The following is a 22,829-nucleotide window of genomic DNA, read 5'->3' on the forward strand; positions in this document are numbered from 1 at the left end:
CACGCTCGAGCGGTACCCCTTCCGACGGAGAAAACCTCTGGGCAGGCCGGAAACGCGCGCCTGGATCGCCCTGCTCGTCTGTCCGGCTCGGCGCGTCAGGCCGGTTCGACGCGCCGTGCACGTCGGGACACGCGTCTGGGCCTCGGTCAGGAGCGCTCCTGAGTGGCGCAGCAGTCCCAGGTCCTGTCGGGGCCCGTTCGACAGGGCCGATACTCTGTGGCGGCGGGTGCGCGGGCGACGCTGGAAACTACATCGTGATTGTCCAGATGTTTCTCCGGACTGAACCCCAGACCCCCCCGGGCCTCTAGCTCAATGGTTAGAGCAGCGGACTTTTAATCCGTTGGTTGTGGGTTCGAGTCCCACGGGGCCTACCAGCACCCACCGCAGCGCTGCGGCGCCGCGGCAGTCAGGTCACTGCACCTCGCAGCTGTCCCCAGGCGGGCAGGGCCGGATCGCGTGGTCCTCGAGCACCCGCCCGTTCGCGCCGAGGGCGACCACGCGCACCGGCGTGCCGGCGGTGCGCGCGAAGTAGACCGCCCCGGTCGGCCTGCCGACGGCCCGGGTGACGGTGGCCGGCACCTCCGTCCCGTCGCTCAGGACCACGACGGCAGACGTGGCGGGGGTCGCGCCGCCGGCCAGGACCAGGGTCTCCGGTCCGGTGGGGGTGTGGCTGGGGATCAGGAACACCTCCATCTCGGCGCCGGGCGCCTGGAAGCGGTCCGTGCCGACACCGAAGTCGTAGACGAAGCCGCCGTCCTCGAGGTGTCCGACCGAGACGGTGCAGCCCCGGGTCCGGGGCCACTGGGTGCAGGCCAGCAGCGCTTGTCCCCGGTCCGCGACCAGCGATCCGGCCTGGTCGGGCCCGGGCTGCTCGCCGCGCCGGGGACGACGACCACCTGGCCGGACGTGAAGGCCCCGGGGGTCGAATCGATGACCTGCGCCGCGTACGCCGAGAAGGTGGTGGGCACGGCCGGATCCCCGGCGGCCTCATCCTCGGTGAGTTGGCCGACCACGTAAGCACCCGCGGCCAGCACGAGCGCCGCGGCGAGCGACGCGACCGCGGCAGTACGCGGGGGGCGTCGACGCCGTGCACGGGTCCTCACCGGTGAAGTATGCGGCTTCACCGCGCCACGGAGGGAGAAGTTGCGGCGCTCAGACCCGGCTCAGTCGCGCCGAGTCGTCCTCGAACCGCTGGGCGTACATCAGCGAGGCGGTGTCCTCACCGGCGGCCAGCCAGACGACGAAGCGGATCACCAGGGGAACGACGAGGACGGCGAGCGCCACGACGATCAGGGCGAGGAGAGGCATGACGGGCAGGGCCACCGAGGCGTACACAGGCTGTTCTCTTTGCGGTCAAAAGGGTCGGGAGGGGGATGCCGGGTGGGCCATGACGACTGCGGCGGCATGAAGAATCCTACGGCTCTCGCAACACCCAACTTGACCCTCAAACCCCTCCGGGACACCCAATCCAGTGAGGCGTCGGACACACTGCCCACGGACCCGCCCGAACGGCTGAGACCAGCCCCGGCCGGCGCGGTAGATTCGCTACTACCTACGCTTCCGTAGGTACGTCCCGAGGAGATTCATGACGCTCGCAGAACCCACCTGGATCAGCGCCTACGGCCCGGGGGTCCCTGCTCACCTGCACTACGGCGACACGACCGTGCTCGACCAGTTCGAGCGCTCCGTGGCCGCGCACGGTGACCGCCCCGCCTTCGACTTCCTCGGCCGCACCACGACGTACGCCCGTGCCGGCGAGCGGGTACGGCGCGTGGCCGAGGGGCTGCGGCGCCTCGGCGTGCAGGCCGGCGACAGCGTGGCCCTGGTGATGCCCAACTGCCCCCAGAACGTCATCGCGTTCCACGCCGTCCTGCGCCTCGGCGCGGTCGTCGTCGAGCACAACCCGCTCTACACCGCGGCCGAGCTGCGCCCCGCCTTCGCCGACCACGGCGCCAAGGTCGCGATCGTGTGGGACAAGGTCGTCCCGGTGATCGAGGAGCTGCGCGACACCGACGCGGTGGAGCACATCGTCGCGGTCGACCTCACCGCCGAGCTCCCGCTGGCCAAGCGGCTGGCGCTGCGCCTGCCCATCGCCAAGGCCCGCGCCTCCCGCGAGCAGCTCACCTCCCCGGCTCCCGAAGCGATGTCGTTCGCCGCGCTGGAGTCGGCGCCGGCGCTGGAGGACGCCCACCCCCGCCCCGTCGCGGACGACGTCGCCCTGCTGCTCTACACCTCCGGCACCACCGGCCAGCCCAAGGGCGTCCCGCTGCGCCACCGCAACCTCGTCGCGAACTGCACCCAGGGACGCGCCTGGGTGCCCGGCCTGGAGCCCGGGCGCGAGTCGTTCCTGGTGGCGCTGCCGATGTTCCACGCCTACGGCATCACGATCAGCGTGCTGTTCGGGATCAGCCTGGGCGCCAAGCTGGTGCTGCTGCCCAAGCCCGAGCTCGGCCTGATGATGGACGCCATCAAGCGCGAGGTCCCGACGTTCATCCCCGCGGTCCCGCCGCTGTACCACCGCATCGTCGACGCGGCCGAGGAGCGCGGCATCTCCATCCGCGGCGTGCGCTACTCGCTGTCCGGGGCGATGCCGCTGCCGGCTGCGCTGGTGGAGCGCTGGGAGGCCGCCACCGGCGGACTGCTGGTGGAGGGCTACGGGCTGACCGAGACCTCGCCGGTGGTGGTCGGCAACCCGATGACCACCGACCGCCGTCCGGGCTCGATCGGCGTGCCGTTCCCCGACGTACGCATCCGGCTCGCCGACCCCGAGGACCCGACCCGGGAGGCGGCACCCGGCGAGCGGGGCGAGCTGCAGGTCAAGGGACCCCAGGTCTTCGACGGCTACCGCGGCCTGCCCGAGGAGACGGCGCTGGCCTTCCACGACGGCTGGTTCCGCACCGGCGACGTGGTCACGGTCGCCCCCGACGGCTTCATCACCGTGGTCGACCGGATCAAGGAGGTGATCATCACCGGCGGCTTCAACGTCTACCCCAGCGAGGTCGAGGCGGTGCTGCGCCACCACGACTCGGTCGCCGACGTCGCGGTCGTGGGGCTGCCCCACGAGGACGGCAGCGAGCAGGTCGTGGCCGCGATCGTCGCCGCCGAGGGCCGCGAGATCGACGCCGAGGAGCTGCGCGCCTACGCCCACCGCGAACTCACCGGCTACAAGGTGCCGCGGCGGTTCGTGACGGTCGAGGAACTGCCGACCAACCAGATGGGCAAGGTCCTGCGACGCGAGGTGGCCGCCCAGGTCGGCGCAATGGTCGCCACCGGCTGAGCGCCTCGGCGTGCGCGCCGGCCCTCAGGCTGCGGAGCGAGGGCCGGGCGAGACACCGAGCCGCTCGAGCCCCGTCAGCGCGAGCAGACGCTCGCCGCGGGGACCGAGCGCGCCGAAGTGCGCCGACCCGCCGACCGCCCGCCAGCGCCGATCGGCGCCGTCCACGACGTGCAGGACCGAGCAGTCCATGAACGCGTCCGGATCGACCTCGAAGACGATCTCGCGGACCGTCTCGCGGGACAGGCGCAGCACCGCGCAGTGCAGGTCGACCGCGGCGGCGAGGTCCAGGTCACCGGGGCCGTCCACCGAGAGGGTGACCCGAGGGGTCGTGGCCTCGTGACAGATGATGACGCTCATACGGATCCCTAGGTCGGAGCACCGGACCGCTGCATGATCCGAGCGCTCACCGTACGCCACGGTCGCAGCCGGTGCGATGGCCCGTTCGGGTCATCGCACCGGCACCATCGGGTCAGCCCGTCAGGGTGTCCAGGAACTCGGGGTTCTCCTTGAGCCAGGCCTCGATCGCCTCGTCCTCCTTGCCCTCGCCGTACTCGTTGACGACGAGGTTCTCCAGGGAGCCGTACTGCTCGTCGTCCAGGCTCAGCTTGCCCATCATCTCCGCGACCTCGGGGAACTCCTCGCCGAAACCGGCGGTCGCGATCGCGTTCAGCGTCTCGGCGTCACCCAGCGCGCCCTCGGGGTCCTCGAGGTCCTTGACCGGGAACTCGGAGTTCGCCCAGAACGGCTTCCAGAGCGTGACGACGATGTCCTCGTCGTTCTCCGTCGCCTTCTTCAGCTGGGTCAGCATGGCGGTCGTGGAGGACTCGACGAGCTCGTACTCCTCGTCGAGGCCGTAGGTGGGCATGACCTCCTCCTTGGTGACCTTGGTGAGGCCGGCGCCCGGCTCGATGCCGATGATCTTGCCGTCGTAGTCGCCGGCCTTGCCCTTGAGGTCGGCGATCGAGGTGAGGTCACTCGACTCCGGTACGGCGAAGGTGAGCTTGGCGCCCTCGTACCAGGCGCCCAGGTCCTCCAGGTCGTCGCCGTACTCCTTCATGTACTCCGCGTGCGTGACCTGGGGCCAGGCGGAGGGGTAGACGTCGATGTCACCGCGGGCCACCCCGGTGTAGAGCAGCGCGGCCTCGGAGATCTCCTCGATCTCGACCTCGTAGCCCTCCTCCTCCAGGACGTGCTTCCACAGGTGGGCGGTGCTGAGCCCGTCGGTCCACGAGGGAATGATGCCCAGCGTCACGGTCTCGCCGCCGGAGCCGCCGGAGCCGCCGCTCTCCTTCTCGTCCGAGCCGCACGCCACCGTGGTGGTGGCGAGGGCCAGCAGTCCCGCTGCCATGCCGACTGCTCTGGATGCCTTCATACGCGTCATTCGTCGTGTCCTCTCGTCATTCCTGACAACGACCCGTCACCGGGTCGCCGCGGCGGCGTCGTCCCCCGACGCCGCAGTCTGGGGGGTGGTGACCGCCTCGGGGGCGGGCGCAGCGGCAGCGGGCACGTCGGCGCCCGCCTCGCGGCCGGGACGGCGCACCCGGCGCACCGACAGCAGTCGGCGCCAGGGGCCGGGTCCACCGGCGCCCACCGAGGCGGTGAGCCGGTCGAGGTAGATCGCCAGCGCCACCACGGACAGCCCCGCCTCGAAGCCGAGACCGATCTGGAGGCTGGCGATCGAGCTGACCACGACGCCGCCGAGCCCGCCGGCCCCGACCAGGCCGGCGATGACGGCCATCGACAGCGCGAGCATGATCACCTGGTTGACCCCGGCCATCACCGTCGGCAGCGCCAGCGGCAGCTGGATCCCGCGCATGATCTCGCGCGGTGTGGCCCCGAAGGCATGCCCGGCCTCGACCACCTCGGCGTCCACCTGCCGGATGCCGAGCTCGGTGAGACGTACGGCGGGCGGGAGCGCGAAGATCAGCGTCGTCACCAGACCGGGCGCGGTCCCGATGCTGAACAGCGAGACCGCCGGCACCAGCCACACCATGCCCGGCATCGTCTGCATCAGGTCCATCACCGGCCGCACCACGCGGCTGACCCGGTCCCACCGCGCCGCGGCCACCCCGGTCGGGATGCCGATCAGCAGGGCGGCGGCGGTGGCCAGCAGCACCAGCGCCAGCGTCTCCATCGCGTTGTCCCACTGGTCCATCGCGATGATCAGGGTGAGCCCGATCAGCGAGGTGAGCCCCAGCTTCCAGTCGCGCACCAGCCAGGCCAGCGCCGCCAGCAGCACCGCGAGCAGCAGCGCCGAGGGCGACTGGAGCAGCGCGCCCAGCCCGTCCACGCTGTCCTCGATCAGGGTGGCGACGGAGTCGAAGAAGTCACCGAGGTGCTCGCGGACCCAGTCGAAGCCGCTCTCGATCCAGTCCCCCACGTTGATCCGCGGGATCCCGGCCTCGACGGTCTCGGCCCGCAGGTTGCTCGTCTGCTCCGCGGGAAGGAACGGTGCCGCGCCCATCACTTGCTCTCCTCGATCGTCGGCGTCGCAGCCGTCCCGGCGAGCGCGACCTGCGCCCCGCCCGTCGTACCGGCACTGTCGGCGCCGCCGATGGCGCCCAGCGCGCTCAGCAGCGTGACCCGGGGGATCACGCCCAGGAGCCGGCCCGTCTCGTCGACCACGGCGAGTGCCACGGGGCTGTCGGCCGACGCCGCGAACAGGTCGGCGACGGCGACGTCGGGCCCGACGGTGACCGCCGGGCGCAGCACGGCCGCGAGGTCTCGGTTCGCCTCCACGGCGCGGGCGGCGTCCTCCTCCACCACCACGCCGCGCAGGCGGTGCTCCCGGTCGACGACCATCAGCGAGGGGGTCTGGTGCTCGCGCATCAGCTTGTGCGCGGCACGCGGGCCCTGGTCGGCGCCGAGGACGGCCACCGGGGGCTCCATCACCGAGGAGGCGGTGAGCACCCGGGTCCGGTCGACGTCCTGGACGAACTGGGCGACGTAGTCGTTGGCGGGATCGTTGAGGATCTCCTCGGCGGTGCCGATCTGCACGATCCGGCCGTCGCGCATCATCGCGATCCGGTCGCCCAGCCGCATCGCCTCGTTGAGGTCGTGGGTGATGAACAGAATCGTCTTGTCCAGGCGGTGCTGCAGCTCCACCAGCTGGTCCTGCATCTCCCGGCGGATCAGCGGGTCGAGTGCGCTGAAGGCCTCGTCCATCAGCATGATGTCGGTGCCGGCGGCCAGCGCCCGCGCCAGGCCGACGCGCTGACGCATCCCGCCGGAGAGCTCGCCGGGCATCGAGGCGCCCCAACCGCCGAGGCCGACCAGGGCCAGTGCCTCCTCGGCGCGCCGCTCCCGCTCGGCCCGGTTCACGCCTTGCACCTTGAGCCCGTAGGCCGCGTTCTCCCCCACCGTGCGGTGCGGCAGCAGCGCGAAGTGCTGGAAGACCATGCTGACCTTCTCGCGCCGCACCCGGCGCAGGTGCCGGGCGTCCATCGTGGACAGCTCCTGGCCGCCCACCCGGAAGCTGCCGGCCGTGGGCAGCAGCAGCCCGTTGGCCATCCGGATCAGCGTGGACTTCCCGGACCCGGAGAGCCCCATCACCACGAAGATCTCACCGGGAGCCACGTCGAACGTGGCGTCGATGACGGCGGCGGTCAGCCCCTGCTCGCGCAGCTCCTCGCGGGTGGCGCCGGAGCGCAGGCGCTCGACGGCTCGCTCGGGCCGACGCCCGAAGACCTTGTAGACGTCATGGGCTTCGATCATCGGCACGTGGTCACAGGCTCCAGGAGCGGGGATGCCGACCCGTCTGTCGGCACCGCTGGGGCGACTGGTTCGACCTCCGTGGTCCCCGCGGCGAGGCGCGGAGAGGCCCCGATCGTGCATGGCACCACACGGACTGGTCGCTCCCGGAGCCGAGTCTTCGGGATCAGCCGCGGAGCCAACCTAACGAATTCGTATGCGAACGGCACACACCGGGGGTTTCGTGTCGATTCATCCGCCTAACCGAATCCCCGCCAGAACGGGGGCCACAAACCGGCTGATCTCGGCCGGTCGGACGTCGCGTGCCGCGAAGACGGTCACTGCCCACGCCCGCTTGCCGGAGCCGGCCGTGGTGACGGTGAGCACCAGCGTGGTGCCGTCCTCGCGCGTGGCCGTGCCGATCGAGCGCAGGCCCGGCCGCTCGTCCAGCGCGCTGGGCACGCTGGCCTCCAGACGCACCTGGGGGTAGACCGCCCGGATCTGGGAGAGCACCTGATCGTGCACCTGTCGCGGCTTCCCGCCGGCAGCCGGTGCGACCGTGACCACCACGCGCCGCCCGGCCCCGACGAGGCGTACTGCCTCGCCGGGGCGGGTGGCCTTCATCCGGCGGGGAACCGGCACCTCGATCCCGCCGCCGCGCGCCGTCACGGTGCGCAGCGCGGCGGGCTCGCTGGTCCCGGCGACCGGCTCGGTGTCGTCGTGCGGTCCCCAGGTCAGCCACGCCAGGACGCCGGCGGCGACCAGCGCGAACGCACCCACGAGGGACGCGACCACGACACCGCGGGCGCCCGTGCCCGGAAGCCGGTCGAGGACTCCCATCAGCCGGCGTGCGCCAGGGAGCTGCGTCGGCTCCAGGCGACCAGGAACGACCCGAGCGCCAGGGCCAGCAGCCCCAGGCTCAGCATCCCGGACCAGACCCCGCCGGTGTTCGGCAGGACGCCGTCGTCGATGGAGCCGCCCGCCTGCGGGTCGCCGACGACGGGACCGCTGTCGTCGCCGCCACCGCCGCCGTTGTTGCCGCCGCCGCCGTTGTTGTTGCCACCACCGTTGTTGCCGCCGCCGTTGTCACCGCCGCCGTTGTTGCCGCCGTCGGTGTCGACCGGACCGCGGTGCACCTTCGTCTCGGCCTGTCCGACGACCGCGTCGACGGTGCCGCCGAGCAGCAGCACGTGCAGGGCCTCCTGGACCGCGGAGCGCGACGTGCCGGCCCCGGCGTGGGTCTCGCCCTGGTTGAGGAACGCGCACAGCAGCGCAGGGCTGGTGCAGCCGGGGGGCAGCGCGATGCCGATCGGGTCCTCGATCGTCAGCGCCTCGTTGCCGGCCACAGTGAGGCCGACCAGCTTCGAGAAGCGCGTGCTCTTACCGGTCCGCGAGTCGGAGGTGGTGGTGGTGCTCAGCGCCTCGAGGCCCAGGGCGCACCCCGCGCCGGCCGCACCGGGGAGCAGACAGATGTCGGCCAGCGACGTGGAGGCGGTGGCCTTCGTGTGACCGTCCTTGCTGCGGACGATGTCGCTGGTGCTGCCCGCGACCCCGGCCTGCACCGGACCGTCGCAGTCGGCGCCGGGCGTCACGTCGCCGCCGAGGCAGGCACGGGCGAGCCCGATGCTGCTCGAGGCGCGCGAGCCCGGACCGTCCTCGGAGGCGGAGGCCTCCGCGAAGAGAAGGGCCGCGCACAGGAGGCCGCCGCTGGCGTCGCAGATGGGGGCCAGCGGGTCGCCCGCCTGTGCCTGCTTGGCGCCGCGCGAGTCGGCCTCGGCGCCGATGATCGTCTGGCCGCCGAGCGCGAGCACCGTGGCCTCGGCCGCGGTGCTGTTGTCGTTGCCCACCGACGCGTCGGTGCCGCCGACCTGGGCGAGCTCGTTGTCGGCCAGCTCGGCGTCGACGCCCTGCGTGGAGGCGTGGTCGTCACCGCTCGGGTCCGGGCTCTCGTGGCCGGCCGAGTCGCCGTCGTCGGTGGTCCGGGACCCTGTGCCGCCGGAGGAGGGTGCGGTGGTCTGCGGTGCGGTGGCGCCAGGTCCTCGAACGGCGTCCGCGAGGCCGTCCAGGACCGGTGCGAGCGGTGCGGTCAGCGTCTCGAGGAGCTTCACCAGTCCGCTCGGGTCGCGCGGCGGCGCCGCGTCGTCTCCGGCCGCCATCGCTGAGGTGGGCCCCATCAGCACGAGCCCCAGTGCCGCCGTGGAGGCCACCGAGGCCACCGAGGCGCGCCTCCAACGTGACCTGCTCCGAGCTGCCTGACCCGAGTGGGGGTTCTTGATCGTTTCCATGCGTGGGGTCTCCTTCCCGTCCGCGCCCCCAACGAGCCACCCGTGCCCCAGGTCACGCACCCCGGCCCCTAGAGTTCGCGCATGTTCCACTACGTCGAGGAGAACCTCACCCCCGAGGAGCTCGCGCACGAGCGCGCGCTCTATCCCCCACTGACCGACAGCGTGCGCCAGCTCGTCGACGCGACCATCCGCACCGAGGTCGACGACGACGAGATCGACGCCGTACGCCGTGAGGTCGACGCGCTGGTGGCGCGCCTGCGGGCCAAGCAGATCCCCGGCTCGTTCGGGGCCCGCGTCGCCAAGGACGGCACGGTGCGCACCCACGGCAACGCGGTGATCGGGATGCGCAACGCGATCGCGATCCCGCTCGACCTGCACACCGACGACGACGGCCGGGTCTGGACGGACTTCCAGGCCGGTGCCGCCTACGAGGGGCCCCCCGGCCTGGTGCACGGCGGCGTCTCCGCGCTGCTCCTCGACCAGGTGCTGGGCGGGGCCGCGGCGGCCGGCGGGTCGCCGGGGATGACCGGCACCCTGTCCGTGCGCTACCGCCGCGGGACCCCGCTCGGCGACCTGCACATCGAGGCGAAGCTCGACCGCACCGAGGGCATCAAGACCTACGTCAAGGGCCACATCGCCGACGCCGAGGGCGTCACCGTCGAGGCCGAGGGCCTCTTCATCATGCCCCGGTGGGCCCGCGAGCTGGTGGCCCAGGAGAAGGCCAAGGCGCCCAGGCAGTACGAGTGAGCCGCCGGGTCAGCCCTGCTTGCTGTCCGCCATCCGGCTCTGGGCAGGGGTGCCCCGCTCACCGGTGTCGGTCAGGCGCGCCTGCTCGGCGGCCTGCGCCTCGAGCTCCTCGCGCCTGAGCCGCTCGGCCTCGTCGCGCGCCGCGTCGTACGCGCCGGGCTCGGAGACCAGCGACGTGGCGCCGCCCTGGAGCCGGGCCAGGGCGCTGCGCGCGAAGATCTGCTGCTCGGTGGTGGTGCGCTCCGAGCGGCCGCGGCCGATGAACGAGACCGCCCAGTCCATCAGCGCGGTGAAGCGGCTCTTGAAGCCGGTGATGTACACCAGGTGCACGGCCAGCCACATCAGCCAGGCCAGCACCCCGGTCAGGCGCAGCTTGCCCACCATCGCCACCGCCCGGAAGCGGCTGATGATCGCCATCGAGCCCTTGTCGGCGTAGCGGAACGGGCCCTGGGGAGCCTTGCCGGAGAGGCGGTTGTCGATCTCCTTGGCGGCGTACTTGCCGCCCTGGATAGCGACCTGGGCGACGCCAGGGAGGTTGTCGAGGGAGATCATGTCGCCGACCACGAAGACCTCGGGGTGCCCGGCGAGGGTGAGGTCGGGGTTCACGCCGATCCGGCCGGCCCGGTCGAGCGGGGCGCCGCTCTGCTCGGCGAGCTTGCGGCCCAGCGGGCTCGCCTGGACGCCGGCGGCCCAGATCTTGGTGACCGCGTCGATGCGCTCGACGCGGCCGTCCTTGAACTTCGCCTCGAGCCCGCGCTCGTCGACGTCGGTGACCATCGCGCCGAGCATCACCTCGACGCCGAGCTTCTCCAGCTCGTGCTTGGTCTTGGCGCCCAGCTTCGCCCCGAACGGCGGCAGCACCTGCGGCGCGGCGTCGATCAGGATCACCCGGGCGCTGCGGGTGTTGATGGAGCGGAAGTCGCGCTTGAGGGTGCGGTGGGCGAGCTCCGCGATCTGGCCGGCCATCTCCACGCCGGTGGGCCCCGCGCCGACCACGACGAAGGTCAGCAGGTGGTCGACGTTGTCGCCGCGGTTGGCGCCCAGCTCGGCCAGCTCGAAGGCCCCGAAGATGCGCCCGCGCAGCTCGAGGGCGTCGTCGATGCTCTTCATGCCGGGGGCGAACTCGGAGAAGTGGTCGTTGCCGAAGTAGGACTGCGTGGCACCGGCCGCGACGATCAGCGAGTCGTAGCTCAGCACGGTCTCGCGGCCCAGTACCTGCGAGGTGACCAGGCGCTGCTCGAGGTCGATGTCGGTGACCTCGCCGAGGAGCACCCGGGCGTTCTTCTGCCGGCTCACGATCTCGCGGGTCGGGGGTGCGATCTCGCCCTCGGAGAGGATGCCGGTCGCGACCTGGTAGAGCAGCGGCTGGAAGAGGTGGTGGGTGGTCTTCGCCACCATCGTCACATCGACGTCGGCTCGCTTGAGCGCCTTCGTCCCAAAGAGGCCACCGAATCCGGACCCGATCACCACCACTTGGTGCTTCGCGGCCGGAACTTGCTGGGTGGACATAGGAGAACCTCTCTGCGTCTAAAGTTGGGGTGTTGGTTGAACAGTGGACGTGTCCATCTTCTTCCCTCGGCGACCTCCCAGCACACTCGGGGCGGGGGTTTCGCGGACGAGGGAACCGGGTATGGACGCCTCGTTGAGGTTGACTTCGCCCTGGTCGAGGGTGGGTTCTGGACAGTGGCGGAGATTCGCGGATGCCGATGAACAGGGAGGCGCTCCCGCTCGGAGCGACCCCGCGTTCGGTGGCTGACGCGCGTCGCTGGGTGGTCGACGTCTGCCGGGAGCTGGGCCGCGACGACCTCGTCGAGTGCGCCGAGCTGGCCGTCTCCGAGCTCGTCACCAACGCCGTCCTGCACGGCGCCGGGCCGATCAGCGTGCGGGTCCGCGGCACCCGGGAGCATCCCCGCTTCGAGGTCAGCGACGGTTCGCCGCAGCCACCCGACTTCACCACCGGCGACCACGACGAGGACGAGCTGCTCACCGTGGGCCGAGGGCTCGGCATCGTCGCCATGTGCTCGACCGCCTGGGGCGCGGAGATCGACGCGATCGGCAAGACGGTGTGGTTCACCCCGGCGGGCGAGGTGCAGGCCGACGAGCCGCCGGCCGTCGTGTACGACGCGACCCGCCCGACGCCCTCCGCCGACGGCTCGCCGCGCGAGGACCTGATCCCCATCGTCTTCCAGGGGCTGCCGCTCCCGCTCTACCTCGGCTACCACCGCCACTACCGCGAGCTGCGCCGTGAGCTGCGCCTGCTCTCGCTGGCCCACCAGGACGACTACCCCCTGGCCAAGAGCCTCTCCGAGCTCTTCGACACCTACGAGCGTGAGTTCCGTGACTCCACCGGGCTCGACGCCATCGAGCGCGCGCTGCGCGCCGGCGCCGAGGCGCTCGACCTGATCGTGAACGTCCCCGCCACCACGCCGGCGGTGATCAACCAGATGCTCGACCTCCTGGAGCTCGCGGACGCGTTCTGCCGCGCCCAGCGACTGCTGCTGCTGGCCCGCTCGGAGCCCCAGCAGCGCTTCCAGCGCTGGTACCTCGGCGAGTTCGTGCGCCAGAGCCGGGGCGAGGCGCCCGTCCCGTGGACCGACGAGGGCGCCCAGATGGCCGGCAGCGGCTCGTGACGCAGCGCTCCGGCTGCCCTCAGGCGTAGCCCAGGGCGTGGAGGCGCGCGTCGTCGATGCCGAAGTGGTGGGCGATCTCGTGCACCACGGTGATCCGCACCTCCTCCACCAGCTCCTCCTCGGACTCGCACATCTCCAACAGCGGGCGGCGGAAGACGAAGATCCGGTCGGGCAGCGTCATCCCGTAGCTGTTGTCGCGCTCGGTGAGCGCCACACCGTCGTACAGCCCGAGGAGGTCCGGGTCGTCGGCGGGCGCGTCGTCCTCGACCAGGACGACCACGTTGCGGATCAGGACGGCGAGCTCGTCGGGGATGTCGTCCAGCGCGCTCTCGACCAGCGCGTCGAAGCGGGCGGCATCCATCTCGATCATCCGGCCATTGTGCCGGGCGGCTGGGGAGCTGTGCCGGGAGGTCGGAAATGGCGGCCACCCGAAATGCCGAAAGCGGCTCAGGCGAACCTGAGCCGCTCTCGGCTTCCCTGCGACCCCGACGGGACTCGAACCCGCGACCTCCGCCGTGACAGGGCGGCGCGCTAACCAACTGCGCTACGGGGCCATATGTGCTGCTTTGCTCCTCAGCGACTTGCACTGGCGAAGCGAGCGAAACTCTAACCCATCGCCGCGCCGGACTCCCAATCGAGGTCCGACTCCCTGTGCAAGCGCACCCCCAACGGGATTCGAACCCGTGCTACCGCCGTGAAAGGGCGACGTCCTAGGCCGCTAGACGATGGGGGCCTGCGCCCTGTCCGGCAAGCCGTTCAGAGCGCGGCTTCAGCATAGGGCCACGCCGAGCGACGCCCCAAACCGCGGCGGTTTCCGCGCGAGCCGGATGCTCATGTAAGGTTTCCCCCGCTTGGGCAGGTAGCTCAGTTGGTACGAGCGTCCGCCTGAAAAGTGGAAGGTCGGCGGTTCGACCCCGCCCCTGCCCACAAGCACACAGAACGCCCCCGCCGGGTCTCCGGTCGGGGGCGTTCTGTGCGTGGTCTCAGTGGTCCCGCGCGCCTCGGCTTTCCCGAGTTAACTTGGGAAACCCCCGCTTCCCACATGAAGGAACACGTGGGAAGCGGGGGTTTCGTGTGGTCAGTACGCCGGCCGGGTCAGGCTGCGCCCGGCCGTCGCGTCAGCCGTTGTACGACGGCTGCGACTGCGGGTTGAACACGTCCATCCGGACCCTGCGCGCGGACTTGACGCGCCGATCCTTGAGCTCCAGGACGTCGAAGCCCTTCTGGATGTCGTTGGAGAAGATGTGGCCGTTGTACCAGTACGCCGACCACGAGCCGCCCAGCGTCAGCTTCTCGTCGGAGAGCGGTCCGCGATCGAACCAGGCCAGCTCCCGCGGGCGCCGGGAGTTCGTGAAGTCGAAGACCGAGATGCCGCCCTGGTACCAGGCCTGCACCATGTAGTCCCGACCCTTGACCGGGATCAGCGAGCCGTTGTGGGCCACGCAGTTCTCGGTGTTGGACTGGGTGCGCGGCATCTTGTAGTAGCTGCGGAAGGCGAGCTTGCCGCGGACGATGTCGTAGATCCCGTTCGCGCCGCGCTCACTGCCCACCGTCGGGTTGCAGGTCGCCGCGCCACCGCCGCCGAGCTCGTCGGTGAAGACGACCTTGTTGCCGCGGTTGTTGAAGGTCGCGGAGTGCCAGAACGCGAAGTTCTCGGTGTCCTGGACCCGCTCGGTGACCACCGGGTTGGCCCGGTCGGAGATGTCGAGCAGGATGCCGTCGCCCATGCAGGCGCCGGCGGCGATGTTCTTGCTGGGGTAGGCGGTGATGTCGTGGCAACCCGTGGTCTGGCTCGAGTAGCCGCCGCCCGGCTGGCCGCCGTCGGGGAAGAGCACCGGGGTGCCCACCAGCGAGGCCCGCTCCGGCGACTTCACCGGCACCTTCACCACACCGATCCGGTCGTGCGGCGGCTGGCAGTCGGGGAACGCCGCGTTGGGCGAGTAGGAGGAGACGTAGACGAAGAGGTCGCGTCCGCTCTTGGTCGGCGCCAGGGTGTGGGTGTGCGAGCCGCACGGGGTCTCCACGGCCGCGACGTACTCCGGCGCGGCCGGGTCGGAGATGTCGAAGACCCGCACGCCCTCCCACGACTCCTTCTGCGTCGCCGGCTGCGCCGTACTCGCGCAGGAGTCGTCGTTGCGGCTGGAGTCGACACTGAGGACCAGCAGGTCCTTCCACACCGAGATGTCGTTCTGCGAGCCCGGGCAGTGCACCTGGACGACCTGGCGCGGCGAGTGCGGCTTGGAGATGTCGTAGACGGTGAAGCCCTCGTAGTTGCCGGCGAAGGCGTAGCGCCCCTTGAACGCCAGGTCGCTGTTGTACGCCGTCTCGCTGGCGAACGCTCCGGTCTTGGGCAGGTTGGCGATCAGCTTCAGGTTGCGGCTGCCGGCCGTCTCCCCGACGTCGAGCTGGGCGTCGCTGTCGTCGAGGCGCCCGAAGTCCTCGCCCGGCAGACAGCCGCGCGCGAAGTTGTCATCGGCGCGCTTGAGGCTGCGCTTCATGGCCGGTGGGCAGTTCTCGACCGCGCGCGAGACGGCCTCGGCCGTGGGCGCCGAGTGGGTGCCGTCCTCGTGGGCGCCGACCGGGCCCGCGACCGCGAGCCCGAGTGCGACGGCGCCGGCCAGCGCCGCCGCCGCCGTGGATGCTCGCCATCTAGATGATCGCCTGCGTAATTCCAACATGTCCCGAGACCTTTCGTAGGCACGGCGCGAGGGGTGGCCGTTGTCCGAATATGTCGTACCGTGGCCCACGATCGAAAGTAAAGAGCTGTCGGCGACTCGTCTCGGGTTGTCGCCCCGGCCCAGGAGGACGCCGTGCGCCCACTTCCCTCATTCCACGGGCGCCAGCGCGCCTCCGGCGGTGCGCGGTTGCGGGGGCGAGCGGCCGGCACCGGCCTCGCTCTGCTCGCCGTACTCGTCGGGTCGGGGTGCAGCGCCTCCGACCCGGCCGACGCGCAGCCGAAGGCCACCCAGACCGAGAGCGCCACCGTGCTCCAGCCGGGCCGCCCCGGTGAGCCGGCCAGCACCGTCGACCCCGACGAGGTGCAGGCCACCGGCACCAGCGAGTGGAACCACGACGACGTCGCGTTCACCCAGATGATGATCCCGCACCACGCCCAGGCCCTGGTGATGTCGCGGCTGGCCAAGACCCGGGCGGCGAGCGAGGGGGTCCGGAAGATGGCGGCCCGGATCCGCGCCTCCCAGGCGCCCGAGATCCAGGTGATGGCGCAGTGGCTGACCGAGCGCAACCTCAACGTGCCCCGCGCCGCCGACGACTGGTCGGCCTACGACCACAGCGAGCACGGGCACCAGGGCATGCCCGGGATGCTCACCGAGGCCCAGCTGCGGGCGCTGCGCAACGCCGAGGGCGAGCGCTTCGACCGGCTGTTCCTCACCGGGATGATCGCCCACCACCGCGGGGCGGTGACGATGAGCGACGACGTCGCGGTCGGCGGCACCGATCTGCGCATCAGCGAGATCGCCACCGACATCTCCGCCGGCCAGCTCGCCGAGATCAACCGGATGCAGGCGCTGCTGCGGGCGTTGTGAGGGGGCGGCTTCCGGGGGTTCTCGGCGTGTGGCTTTCACGAGTTAACTCGTGAAACCCGCACTTCCCACGTGATGGAACACGTGGGAAGTGCGGGTTTCGTGTGGCCAGTCGCTCGGGGGCGGGCACGTGACGCCGTACGGCGACGGTGCGCGAGGCGACGCGTTGCGCTAGAACAGGGCGGACTGGTCTCCGGGGTGGGAGGGCGACGATGAAGGTCGACCTGAAGAGGGAGCTCGACGAGTACCGGGCCCGCCGCGGCGAGTTCCGGATCCTCGACGTGCGGCCGCTGCAGTACCTGATGGTCGACGGCCACGGCGACCCGAACACCTCCACCGAGTACGCCGAGGCGCTCGGCGCGCTGTATCCGCTCGCCTACCGGATCAAGTTCGCCAGCAAGAGAGAGCTCGACCGGGACTACGTCGTGATGCCGTTGGAGGCGCTGTGGTGGGCCGCGGACATGGCGGCCTTCACCACGGCGCGCGACAAGTCGCAGTGGCACTGGACCGCGATGATCCTGGTGCCGGACTGGATCACCGAGGCGACGTTCTCGGCCGCAGTCGCGCAGTTGGCGCGCCGGGACCCACCCGCCGCCCTGGGCCGGGTGCGCCTGGAGTCGCTGCACGAGGGCCGCTGCGTGCAGACCCTCCACCTCGGGCCGTACGACGACGAGGCCGCGGTCCTCGCGACCCTGCACGGTGAGTTCCTCCCCCAGGCCGGCCTGGCGCCGTCCGGACGACACCACGAGATCTACCTCAGCGACCCACGGCGGGCGGCGCCGGCCCGGTTGCGCACGATCCTCAGACAGCCGGTCACCGAGGCCCAGCCAGCTACCTGACTACGCCCCGGCCGAACCGGTCGTGTGCCTGAGAGCGCGCCCGAGCGCGCCGTGGGGCACACAACCCGCAGGCGGCCACCCGCAGGCGGGACAACCCGCAGGCGGGCCACCCGGAGGCCGGCGACCTGAAGGCGAGGACCCCGGCGAGCCGCTCTCAGCCCTGCGCCGCCAGCACGCACCAGACGACCTTGCCGTCGTCGGTGGGCCGGGTCCCCCAGCGCTCGCAGACGGCCGCGACGATCTGCAGTCCGCGCCCGTGCTCGTCGTCGGCGTCGGGGCGCTGCTTGCGGGGCTCGTAGCTGGCCTGGTCGTGGACCTCGATGAGCAGCTCCTCGTCGTCCGCGCGCAGACGCAGCTCCACCGGGGAGCCGGCGTGCAGGACCGCGTTGGTGACCAGCTCGCTGGTGACCAGCAGCGCGTCCTCGACCACGGTCTCGGCCAGGCCGCACTCGGCGAGGTGCTCGGCGACCAGGCGTCGGGCCAGCGCCGGGGCCTCCGCGCAGGCCTCGAAGTGGCGCGAGACCGTCCGGCGCACCACGGGCCAGTCGACGCGGGCCACCAGCACCGCCACGTCGTCGTCGGGGCCCTCGGGCAGCCGTCCGCGCACCAGCTGCTCCGGGGTCCCCTCCAGGGGCCCGTCCAGGCGGCCGACCAGGTCGCGCAGGGAGGCGATGCCGTCGTCGAGGTCCTCGCCGCGCCGCTCGACCAGGCCGTCGGTGTAGAGCACGACGGTGGATCCCGGCGGCAGGGTCACCTCGCGCGGGGTCACGTTGTACAGGCCCACGCCCAGGGGCGGGTCCTCCCTGCCCGAGAGCACCGACGTCTCGCCGTCGGGCAGCACCACGATCGGCGGCAGATGGCCCGCGTTCGCGAACTGCAGGGTCCCCTCGGCCGGGTCGAACACCGCGTAGATGCACGTCACGATCTGGTCCAGGCCCAGGTCGCGGACCAGTCCGTCGAGGGACTCCAGCAGGTCGGCCGGCGGCAGGTCCAGGCGCGCGTAGGCCCGGGTCGCGGCCCGCAGCTGCCCCATCACGGCGGCGGCTCGCACCCCGCGCCCCATCACGTCGCCGACCACGAGCGCGGTCCGGCCGGCGCCCAGCTCGATCACGTCGTACCAGTCCCCGCCGACCTGCGTGCCCTCCACGCCGGCCCGGTAGTAGGTGGCGACCTCGAGGTGCTCGAGGTCGAAGTCCTCCTGGGGCAGCAGGCTGGCCTGCAGCTCGTCGGCGATCGCCTGCTCGCGCGCCCATGCCTCGGCGGTGGCCGCGCTCTGGGCGAGCGCCCGGGCCGCGCTGCGGAGCTGGGTGACGTCCTGCACCGAGCCGCGCAGCGCAGCGGGCGCCCCGTCACTGCCGATGACCAGCTCGCCGAGCACGGCCACCACGAGCTCGACGCCGTCGGGCCGGTTCAGCCGGAACTCCAGGTCCACCCCCTCGCCGCCCTCGCCCGCGGCGAGCGCCCCCATCACCATCGCGTAGTCGTCGGGGTGCACCAGCTCGGTGATGATCGCGGGGAAGCCGAGCGAGTCGATCTGCTCGCGGGTCAGCCCGGTGATCCGGCGGTACTCCTCGCTGGTCTCGAAGCGGCCGGTGGCGAGCTCGATCTCCCAGCTGCCGACGCGCGCCAGCCGCTGCGCCTGGTCGAGCAGCACCTGGCTGCGCTCGAGCTGGCGACGGGTACGGCGCGCCCGGTCGAGCTCCAGGTTCGCGCGGACCCGGGCGGCGAGCTCACGGGCGGTGAACGGCTTGACCAGGTAGTCGTCGGCGCCGGCCTCCAGCCCCTGCAGGGTGCCCTCCTCGCCCGCGCGGGCCGAAAGCATCACCACCGGGACGCCCATCGTGGCCGGATCGGACTGCAGCGCCTCGAGCAGCTGGAAGCCGTTCATCCGGGGCATCATCACGTCGGTCAGCACCAGGTCGGGCTTGCCGGCGCGTGCCTTGTCGAGGCCGTCCTGCCCGTCCTGCGCGAGCAGCACCTCGTACTCCACCTCGAGCAGACCGCGCACGTAGTTCCGGATGTCGGGGTTGTCGTCGACCACGAGCACGCGCGGGCGGCGCCGCCCCTGGTCGGGCAGCGCGCCCTGCGTCGACGGAGCGTCGCCGGGCCGGTCGAGCAGCTGGGAGGCCTCGGCGAGGAACCCGTCGACCACCTGGTCGGCCACGGCGGCCCCCTGGCGACCCAGGCTGTCCACCGGGAGATGGTCGGTGCCGAACGGGACCCGCACCGTGAAGGTGCTGCCCTCCCCGGGCCGGCTCTCGACCCCGACCGACCCGCCGTGCAGCTCGGCCAGCTCGGCGACCAGCGCCAGCCCGATGCCCGAGCCCTCGTGGGTGCGTGAGCGCACCCCCTGCACCCGGTGGAAGCGCTCGAAGACATGGGCCTGCTCGGCGGGCGAGATCCCCGCCCCGGTGTCGGTCACCGACAGCTGGGCGAGGCCGTCGACGACCTCGACGCGGACCGTCACCGAGCCGCTCATCGTGAACTTCAGCGCGTTGGAGACGAGGTTCAGCACGATCTTGCCCCACAGGTCGCGGTCCACGTGGACCACGTCGGGCAGCGGGGCACACTCGATGACCAGCCGCAGCCCGAGCCGCTCGGCCGCGGAGACGAACATGCTGGCCAGCTCGCGGGTGTAGCCGGCCAGGTCGACCGGCTCGAACGACGCGTCGACGCGTCCGGACTCCAGGCGGGAGAAGTCCAGGAGGGTGTTGACCAGCTTGAGCAGCCGCTTGCCGTTGCGCAGGATCAGCTCGACCCGCTCGCGCTGTCGCGGCGCCAGCGGCTCGTCGCGGTCGGCCACGGCGTCCTCGGCCGGCCCGAGCAGCAGCGTGAGCGGCGTGCGGAACTCGTGGCTGACGTTGGTGAAGAAGTCCGTCTTGGCCTGGTCCAGCTCGGCCAACGTCTCGGCGCGACGCCGCTCGAACTCGTAGGCCCGGGCGTCGGTGATCGCGGCGGCCATCTGGCCGGCGACCAGGTCGAGGAAGTCGGCGTAGTCCTCGTCGTAGGGACGGTAGGGGTTCAGCCCGACCACCTGGAAGCCGTACGGCGCGGACTGGGCCGCCTGGGTCAGCGGCCGGACCACCGCGCAGGTCGGCGGCACGTCCCACGCTCCGGTGGGCAGGTCGGCGAAGCGCTGCGCCAGGCCCCCGACCAGCACCGGCGCGCCGTCGGGCCCCGGCGCGGGCCACGGACCGTCGGCGACCCGCAGCGTGGCGGGAGCGGCCGGGTGCTCCCCCGCGAAGCCGGTCTGCCCGGCGAGTCGCGCCGTGCTCGGGTCCTCGTCGTAGAGGTAGGTCAGCGTGAACGGCAGGCACCTGTCGCTGGCGGCGAGCTGACGACAGGCGGCGGCGACGGTCTCCTGCTCGGTCAGCTCGGCGGTGCGCGCCCCCAGGTCCCGCAGGGTGCGCATCCGGCGGTGGGCGATGACCTCCTCGGTGTCCTCGCTGACCACGCACAACATCCCGACGGTGACGCCGGCGTCGTCGGCCAGCGGACTGTAGGAGAACGTGTGGTAGGTCTCCTCGGGGTAGCCGCTGCGCTCGAGGAACAGCAGCAGCGACTTGTCCCAGGTGGCCTCGCCGGTGCTGAGCACCCGCTCGATGCGCGGCCCGATGTCGTGCCAGATCTCCGACCACACCTCGTCCGCGGGGCGGCCCAGGGCCCAGGGGTACTTCTCCCCCAGGGTGTCGCGCCGGTAGGCCTCGTTGCAGAAGAAGGTGAGGTCCTCGCCCCAGGCCATCCACATCGAGTACCGGCTGGCCAGCATCATCCGCACGACGGCCTTGAGGCTGCCCGGCCAGGTCTCGATGGGACCGAGCGGGGTCGACCCCCAGTCGACGGCCAGGAGGTCGCGACCGAGCTCGCCCTCACCGAGGAACGTGTGCTTCATGCGCCACCCATCCTTAGGTCCCGTGGAACGCGCGCAGTTGCCATCCGGCGTGCTGACACCCGGCCGTGGGCTCGACCGCCCGGAAGTCTAGACGCGCCCGGGCCCGCCACAGACGCCGGTGTCTCGGCGAATCAGCCCCGCGGCGTCCGCGCCGCGCACCGCCACGAGGCAGGCGTAACGCCGCCGATACGGGGGTACCACCGCCCCATGCGATCGAGATGGACGAGCGGCCCGACAGAGATCACCCTGGTGCGTCATGGACAGAGCGTGGGCAACCTCGCCGACGAGAAGGCGCGCGAGGGCGAGCTCGAGCGACTGGAGATCGACGAGCGCGACGCCGACGTGGAGATCTCGGCGACCGGGCGTGAGCAGGCCGGCGCGCTCGCTGCCTGGCTGGAGCGCCAGGGCCCCGAGGTCGCACCGAGCATCGTGGTGAGCTCGCCGTACCGCCGGGCGGCGGAGACCGCGGCCCTCGCGACCGCCGGCCTCGACGCCGACGTGGCGTACGACGAGCGGCTGCGCGAGCGCGACCTCGGCATCCTGGACGGGCTGACCGGGCTCGGCATCCGCAGCCACCACCCCGAGGAGGCGGCCAGGCGCACGAAGCTCGGCAAGTTCTACTACCAGCCGCCGGCCGGGGAGAGCTGGTGCGACGTGGTGCTGCGGGTGCGCAGTCTCCTCAACGACCTGCGCCACGGCTTCGACGGCGAGCGTGTCTGGCTGTTCACCCATCAGGCGGTGATCATGGCCTTCCGCTACGCCCTGGAGGACATCTCCGAGGCCGAGCTGCTCGAGGTGGACCGGCAGGTGCAGATCCCCAACGCCTCGCTGACCACCTACCGCCGCAGCGCGAGCACCTTCGAGCTGGTCACGTTCGCCGACACCGCGGCCGTGGACCACCTCGACGCCGAGGTCACCGAGGAGCCCTCGCAGGCGGGTCGGGGTGCCGATGAGCACGTCTGAGCCGGCCGTCGTCACCCCGGCGCTGCTGCGCTCCTGGGCGCTCCCGGCGCCCGGCGACGACAAGGGGGCGCGCGGCACGCTGCTCGTCGTGGGCGGGAGCGCCGAGGTCCCCGGCGCGGTCCGCCTCAGCGGCGAGGCCGGGTTGCGCGCCGGTGCCGGCAGGCTCGCGCTGGCCACCGTCGCGCCGGCCTGCTGGCCGCTGGCGGTCGCCGTACCCGAGGCCCGGGTGGTCGCGCTGGCGGCGGCCGAGTCGGGCAGCATCTCCCTCGACGCCGCCGCGGGGCTCGTCGAGGAGGCGGGTGCCGCGGACGTGCTCCTGATCGGCCCCGGCTTCTCCGACCCGCAGGACTCCGCGGCGCTGCTCGCGGCGATCGCGCCGGGCCTGGACACCGGCACCGCGCTCGTCGTGGACGCGCTCGCCTCGGCCTTCCTCACCGACCACCCCGAGGGTCTGCACCACCTCGAGGGGCGCGTCGTACTCACCGTCAACCCCACCGAGCTGGCCCGCACCGCGGGGTGCGACGAGGCCGAGGTCGAGCGCGATCCGGTCGGGTGCGCGGCCCGGGTGGCGAAGAACTCGCGCGTCGTCGTCGTGTGCGGTGGCACCGAGAAGCACGTGGTGACCCCGGACGGGGCCGCCTGGGTGGTCCAGGGCGGCGGACCGGGACTGGGTGTGTCCGGCTCCGGCGACGTGCAGTCCGGGATCGTCTCCGGGCTGCTGGCGCGGGGATGCGAGCCGGCCCAGGCCGCGGTGTGGGGCGGCTACCTGCACGCGCGTGCCGGCGAGCGCCTCGCGGCGGCGGTCGGCTCGGTCGGCTACCTCTCGCGTGAGCTGCCCGAACAGGTCCCGGCAGTGCTCAGCGAGCTGGGCTGAGGACACGCCCGGGATGCATCCGGGCGACATCGAGCCGCATGTGATGTGCGTCACTGGGCACCACTCCCTGTCAGCTTCAATGGAGGGAGA

General features: G+C 72.0%; 19 protein-coding genes and 4 tRNA genes. 9 read left to right on the top strand and 14 right to left on the bottom strand.

Translation table 11 applies throughout. From position 1 onward, the window contains the following. Window positions 1–298 precede the first annotated feature (298 nt). A tRNA-Lys gene (locus tag AC6EI4_RS05730) sits at window positions 299–374 on the top strand. A gap of 37 nt (window positions 375–411) precedes the next feature. Here the strand turns inward: AC6EI4_RS05730 and AC6EI4_RS05735 are convergent. After that, complete coding sequence (locus AC6EI4_RS05735; RefSeq protein ID WP_498450852.1) at window positions 412–693, bottom strand: hypothetical protein; 282 nt, start codon at window positions 691–693, stop codon at window positions 412–414. 459 nt (window positions 694–1,152) lie between these two features. Then, window positions 1,153–1,308, bottom strand: a complete 156-nt coding sequence (locus AC6EI4_RS05740) for a hypothetical protein (protein ID WP_498425203.1) — start codon at window positions 1,306–1,308, stop codon at window positions 1,153–1,155. 277 nt (window positions 1,309–1,585) lie between these two features. On the opposite strand from AC6EI4_RS05740, the gene AC6EI4_RS05745 reads away from it, so the two are divergent. Further along, the gene (locus AC6EI4_RS05745; RefSeq protein WP_498450853.1) at window positions 1,586–3,277 is read left to right on the top strand and encodes a long-chain-fatty-acid--CoA ligase; all 1,692 of its coding nucleotides are present in this window, start codon (window positions 1,586–1,588) and stop codon (window positions 3,275–3,277) included. A gap of 24 nt (window positions 3,278–3,301) precedes the next feature. Here the strand turns inward: AC6EI4_RS05745 and AC6EI4_RS05750 are convergent, their stop codons facing one another. The 6 genes from AC6EI4_RS05750 to AC6EI4_RS05775 all read right to left on the bottom strand — a co-directional run bounded on the left by AC6EI4_RS05750 (window position 3,302) and on the right by AC6EI4_RS05775 (window position 9,183). Then, entirely contained in the window at window positions 3,302–3,634 is a 333-nt protein-coding gene (locus AC6EI4_RS05750; protein ID WP_498425201.1) for an STAS domain-containing protein, read from the bottom strand. A gap of 112 nt (window positions 3,635–3,746) precedes the next feature. Further along, window positions 3,747–4,625, bottom strand: coding sequence for a glycine betaine ABC transporter substrate-binding protein (locus AC6EI4_RS05755; protein WP_498425200.1), 879 nt, complete (start codon window positions 4,623–4,625; stop codon window positions 3,747–3,749). Window positions 4,626–4,694: 69 nt separating this feature from the next. Further along, entirely contained in the window at window positions 4,695–5,741 is a 1,047-nt protein-coding gene (locus AC6EI4_RS05760) for an ABC transporter permease (RefSeq protein WP_498450854.1), read from the bottom strand. Further along, a complete protein-coding gene (locus AC6EI4_RS05765) occupies window positions 5,741–6,991 on the bottom strand; it encodes a quaternary amine ABC transporter ATP-binding protein (protein WP_498450855.1) in 1,251 nt (416 codons plus the stop codon). Before AC6EI4_RS05765 ends, AC6EI4_RS05760 begins: the two co-directional genes overlap by 1 nt. Window positions 6,992–7,219: 228 nt before the next feature. Beyond that, on the bottom strand, window positions 7,220–7,807 hold the full coding sequence (locus AC6EI4_RS05770; protein ID WP_498425197.1) for a hypothetical protein: 588 nt from the start codon (window positions 7,805–7,807) through the stop codon (window positions 7,220–7,222). Further along, window positions 7,807–9,183: a hypothetical protein gene (locus AC6EI4_RS05775; RefSeq protein ID WP_498425196.1), complete on the bottom strand. Its 1,377-nt coding sequence runs from the start codon at window positions 9,181–9,183 to the stop codon at window positions 7,807–7,809. Before AC6EI4_RS05775 ends, AC6EI4_RS05770 begins: the two co-directional genes overlap by 1 nt. Window positions 9,184–9,333: 150 nt before the next feature. On the opposite strand from AC6EI4_RS05775, the gene AC6EI4_RS05780 reads away from it, so the two are divergent. Then, window positions 9,334–9,999, top strand: a complete 666-nt coding sequence (locus AC6EI4_RS05780; RefSeq protein ID WP_498425195.1) for a PaaI family thioesterase — start codon at window positions 9,334–9,336, stop codon at window positions 9,997–9,999. Window positions 10,000–10,008: 9 nt separating this feature from the next. Here AC6EI4_RS05780 and AC6EI4_RS05785 read toward each other — a convergent pair whose 3' ends face one another. Beyond that, a complete protein-coding gene (locus AC6EI4_RS05785; protein ID WP_498450856.1) occupies window positions 10,009–11,508 on the bottom strand; it encodes an NAD(P)/FAD-dependent oxidoreductase in 1,500 nt (499 codons plus the stop codon). 197 nt (window positions 11,509–11,705) lie between these two features. Here AC6EI4_RS05785 and AC6EI4_RS05790 point away from each other — a divergent pair, with 197 nt between their 5' ends. Further along, window positions 11,706–12,629, top strand: coding sequence for an ATP-binding protein (locus AC6EI4_RS05790; RefSeq protein WP_498450898.1), 924 nt, complete (start codon window positions 11,706–11,708; stop codon window positions 12,627–12,629). Window positions 12,630–12,648: 19 nt separating this feature from the next. Here the strand turns inward: AC6EI4_RS05790 and AC6EI4_RS05795 are convergent, their stop codons facing one another. The 3 genes from AC6EI4_RS05795 to AC6EI4_RS05805 form a co-directional block, all read right to left on the bottom strand. Beyond that, the gene (locus tag AC6EI4_RS05795) at window positions 12,649–12,999 is read right to left on the bottom strand and encodes a metallopeptidase family protein (protein WP_498450857.1); all 351 of its coding nucleotides are present in this window, start codon (window positions 12,997–12,999) and stop codon (window positions 12,649–12,651) included. Window positions 13,000–13,109: 110 nt separating this feature from the next. After that, a tRNA-Asp gene (locus AC6EI4_RS05800) sits at window positions 13,110–13,183 on the bottom strand. Window positions 13,184–13,289: 106 nt separating this feature from the next. Further along, window positions 13,290–13,362 (bottom strand) — tRNA-Glu (locus AC6EI4_RS05805). A gap of 120 nt (window positions 13,363–13,482) precedes the next feature. On the opposite strand from AC6EI4_RS05805, the gene AC6EI4_RS05810 reads away from it, so the two are divergent. Beyond that, window positions 13,483–13,556 (top strand) — tRNA-Phe (locus AC6EI4_RS05810). Window positions 13,557–13,747: 191 nt separating this feature from the next. On the opposite strand, the gene AC6EI4_RS05815 is transcribed toward AC6EI4_RS05810, so the two are convergent. Further along, the gene (locus AC6EI4_RS05815; protein ID WP_498450858.1) at window positions 13,748–15,307 is read right to left on the bottom strand and encodes an LVIVD repeat-containing protein; all 1,560 of its coding nucleotides are present in this window, start codon (window positions 15,305–15,307) and stop codon (window positions 13,748–13,750) included. A 132-nt stretch (window positions 15,308–15,439) separates the two neighbouring features. On the opposite strand from AC6EI4_RS05815, the gene AC6EI4_RS05820 reads away from it, so the two are divergent. After that, a complete protein-coding gene (locus AC6EI4_RS05820) occupies window positions 15,440–16,174 on the top strand; it encodes a DUF305 domain-containing protein (protein ID WP_498450859.1) in 735 nt (244 codons plus the stop codon). A 209-nt stretch (window positions 16,175–16,383) separates the two neighbouring features. Beyond that, entirely contained in the window at window positions 16,384–17,010 is a 627-nt protein-coding gene (locus tag AC6EI4_RS05825) for a GyrI-like domain-containing protein (RefSeq protein ID WP_498450860.1), read from the top strand. Between the two features lie 154 nt (window positions 17,011–17,164). Here AC6EI4_RS05825 and AC6EI4_RS05830 read toward each other — a convergent pair whose 3' ends face one another. Next, window positions 17,165–20,902, bottom strand: coding sequence for a SpoIIE family protein phosphatase (locus AC6EI4_RS05830; protein WP_498419355.1), 3,738 nt, complete (start codon window positions 20,900–20,902; stop codon window positions 17,165–17,167). A gap of 207 nt (window positions 20,903–21,109) precedes the next feature. On the opposite strand from AC6EI4_RS05830, the gene AC6EI4_RS05835 reads away from it, so the two are divergent. Together AC6EI4_RS05835 and AC6EI4_RS05840 are read left to right on the top strand one after the other, a co-directional pair. After that, complete coding sequence (locus tag AC6EI4_RS05835; protein WP_498450861.1) at window positions 21,110–21,865, top strand: histidine phosphatase family protein; 756 nt, start codon at window positions 21,110–21,112, stop codon at window positions 21,863–21,865. Then, the gene (locus AC6EI4_RS05840; protein ID WP_498419358.1) at window positions 21,852–22,739 is read left to right on the top strand and encodes an ADP-dependent NAD(P)H-hydrate dehydratase; all 888 of its coding nucleotides are present in this window, start codon (window positions 21,852–21,854) and stop codon (window positions 22,737–22,739) included. The genes AC6EI4_RS05835 and AC6EI4_RS05840 overlap by 14 nt, the downstream gene beginning before the upstream one ends. Window positions 22,740–22,829 lie beyond the last annotated feature (90 nt).

This window comes from Nocardioides sp. Z43_10 (genome assembly GCF_059766615.1).

Coding starts and splice junctions, on each gene's coding strand:
- AC6EI4_RS05795 (WP_498450857.1), bottom strand. CDS start 12,999: ATGATCGAGATGGATGCCGCCCGCTTCGACGCGCTGGTCGAGAGCGCG.
- AC6EI4_RS05745 (WP_498450853.1), top strand. CDS start 1,586: ATGACGCTCGCAGAACCCACCTGGATCAGCGCCTACGGCCCGGGGGTC.
- AC6EI4_RS05825 (WP_498450860.1), top strand. CDS start 16,384: ATGAAGGTCGACCTGAAGAGGGAGCTCGACGAGTACCGGGCCCGCCGC.
- AC6EI4_RS05790 (WP_498450898.1), top strand. CDS start 11,706: ATGAACAGGGAGGCGCTCCCGCTCGGAGCGACCCCGCGTTCGGTGGCT.
- AC6EI4_RS05765 (WP_498450855.1), bottom strand. CDS start 6,991: ATGATCGAAGCCCATGACGTCTACAAGGTCTTCGGGCGTCGGCCCGAG.
- AC6EI4_RS05770 (WP_498425197.1), bottom strand. CDS start 7,807: ATGGGAGTCCTCGACCGGCTTCCGGGCACGGGCGCCCGCGGTGTCGTG.
- AC6EI4_RS05735 (WP_498450852.1), bottom strand. CDS start 693: ATGGAGGTGTTCCTGATCCCCAGCCACACCCCCACCGGACCGGAGACC.
- AC6EI4_RS05740 (WP_498425203.1), bottom strand. CDS start 1,308: ATGCCTCTCCTCGCCCTGATCGTCGTGGCGCTCGCCGTCCTCGTCGTT.
- AC6EI4_RS05815 (WP_498450858.1), bottom strand. CDS start 15,307: ATGTTGGAATTACGCAGGCGATCATCTAGATGGCGAGCATCCACGGCG.
- AC6EI4_RS05840 (WP_498419358.1), top strand. CDS start 21,852: ATGAGCACGTCTGAGCCGGCCGTCGTCACCCCGGCGCTGCTGCGCTCC.
- AC6EI4_RS05760 (WP_498450854.1), bottom strand. CDS start 5,741: ATGGGCGCGGCACCGTTCCTTCCCGCGGAGCAGACGAGCAACCTGCGG.
- AC6EI4_RS05830 (WP_498419355.1), bottom strand. CDS start 20,902: ATGAAGCACACGTTCCTCGGTGAGGGCGAGCTCGGTCGCGACCTCCTG.
- AC6EI4_RS05755 (WP_498425200.1), bottom strand. CDS start 4,625: ATGGCAGCGGGACTGCTGGCCCTCGCCACCACCACGGTGGCGTGCGGC.
- AC6EI4_RS05785 (WP_498450856.1), bottom strand. CDS start 11,508: ATGTCCACCCAGCAAGTTCCGGCCGCGAAGCACCAAGTGGTGGTGATC.
- AC6EI4_RS05750 (WP_498425201.1), bottom strand. CDS start 3,634: ATGAGCGTCATCATCTGTCACGAGGCCACGACCCCTCGGGTCACCCTC.
- AC6EI4_RS05780 (WP_498425195.1), top strand. CDS start 9,334: ATGTTCCACTACGTCGAGGAGAACCTCACCCCCGAGGAGCTCGCGCAC.
- AC6EI4_RS05835 (WP_498450861.1), top strand. CDS start 21,110: ATGCGATCGAGATGGACGAGCGGCCCGACAGAGATCACCCTGGTGCGT.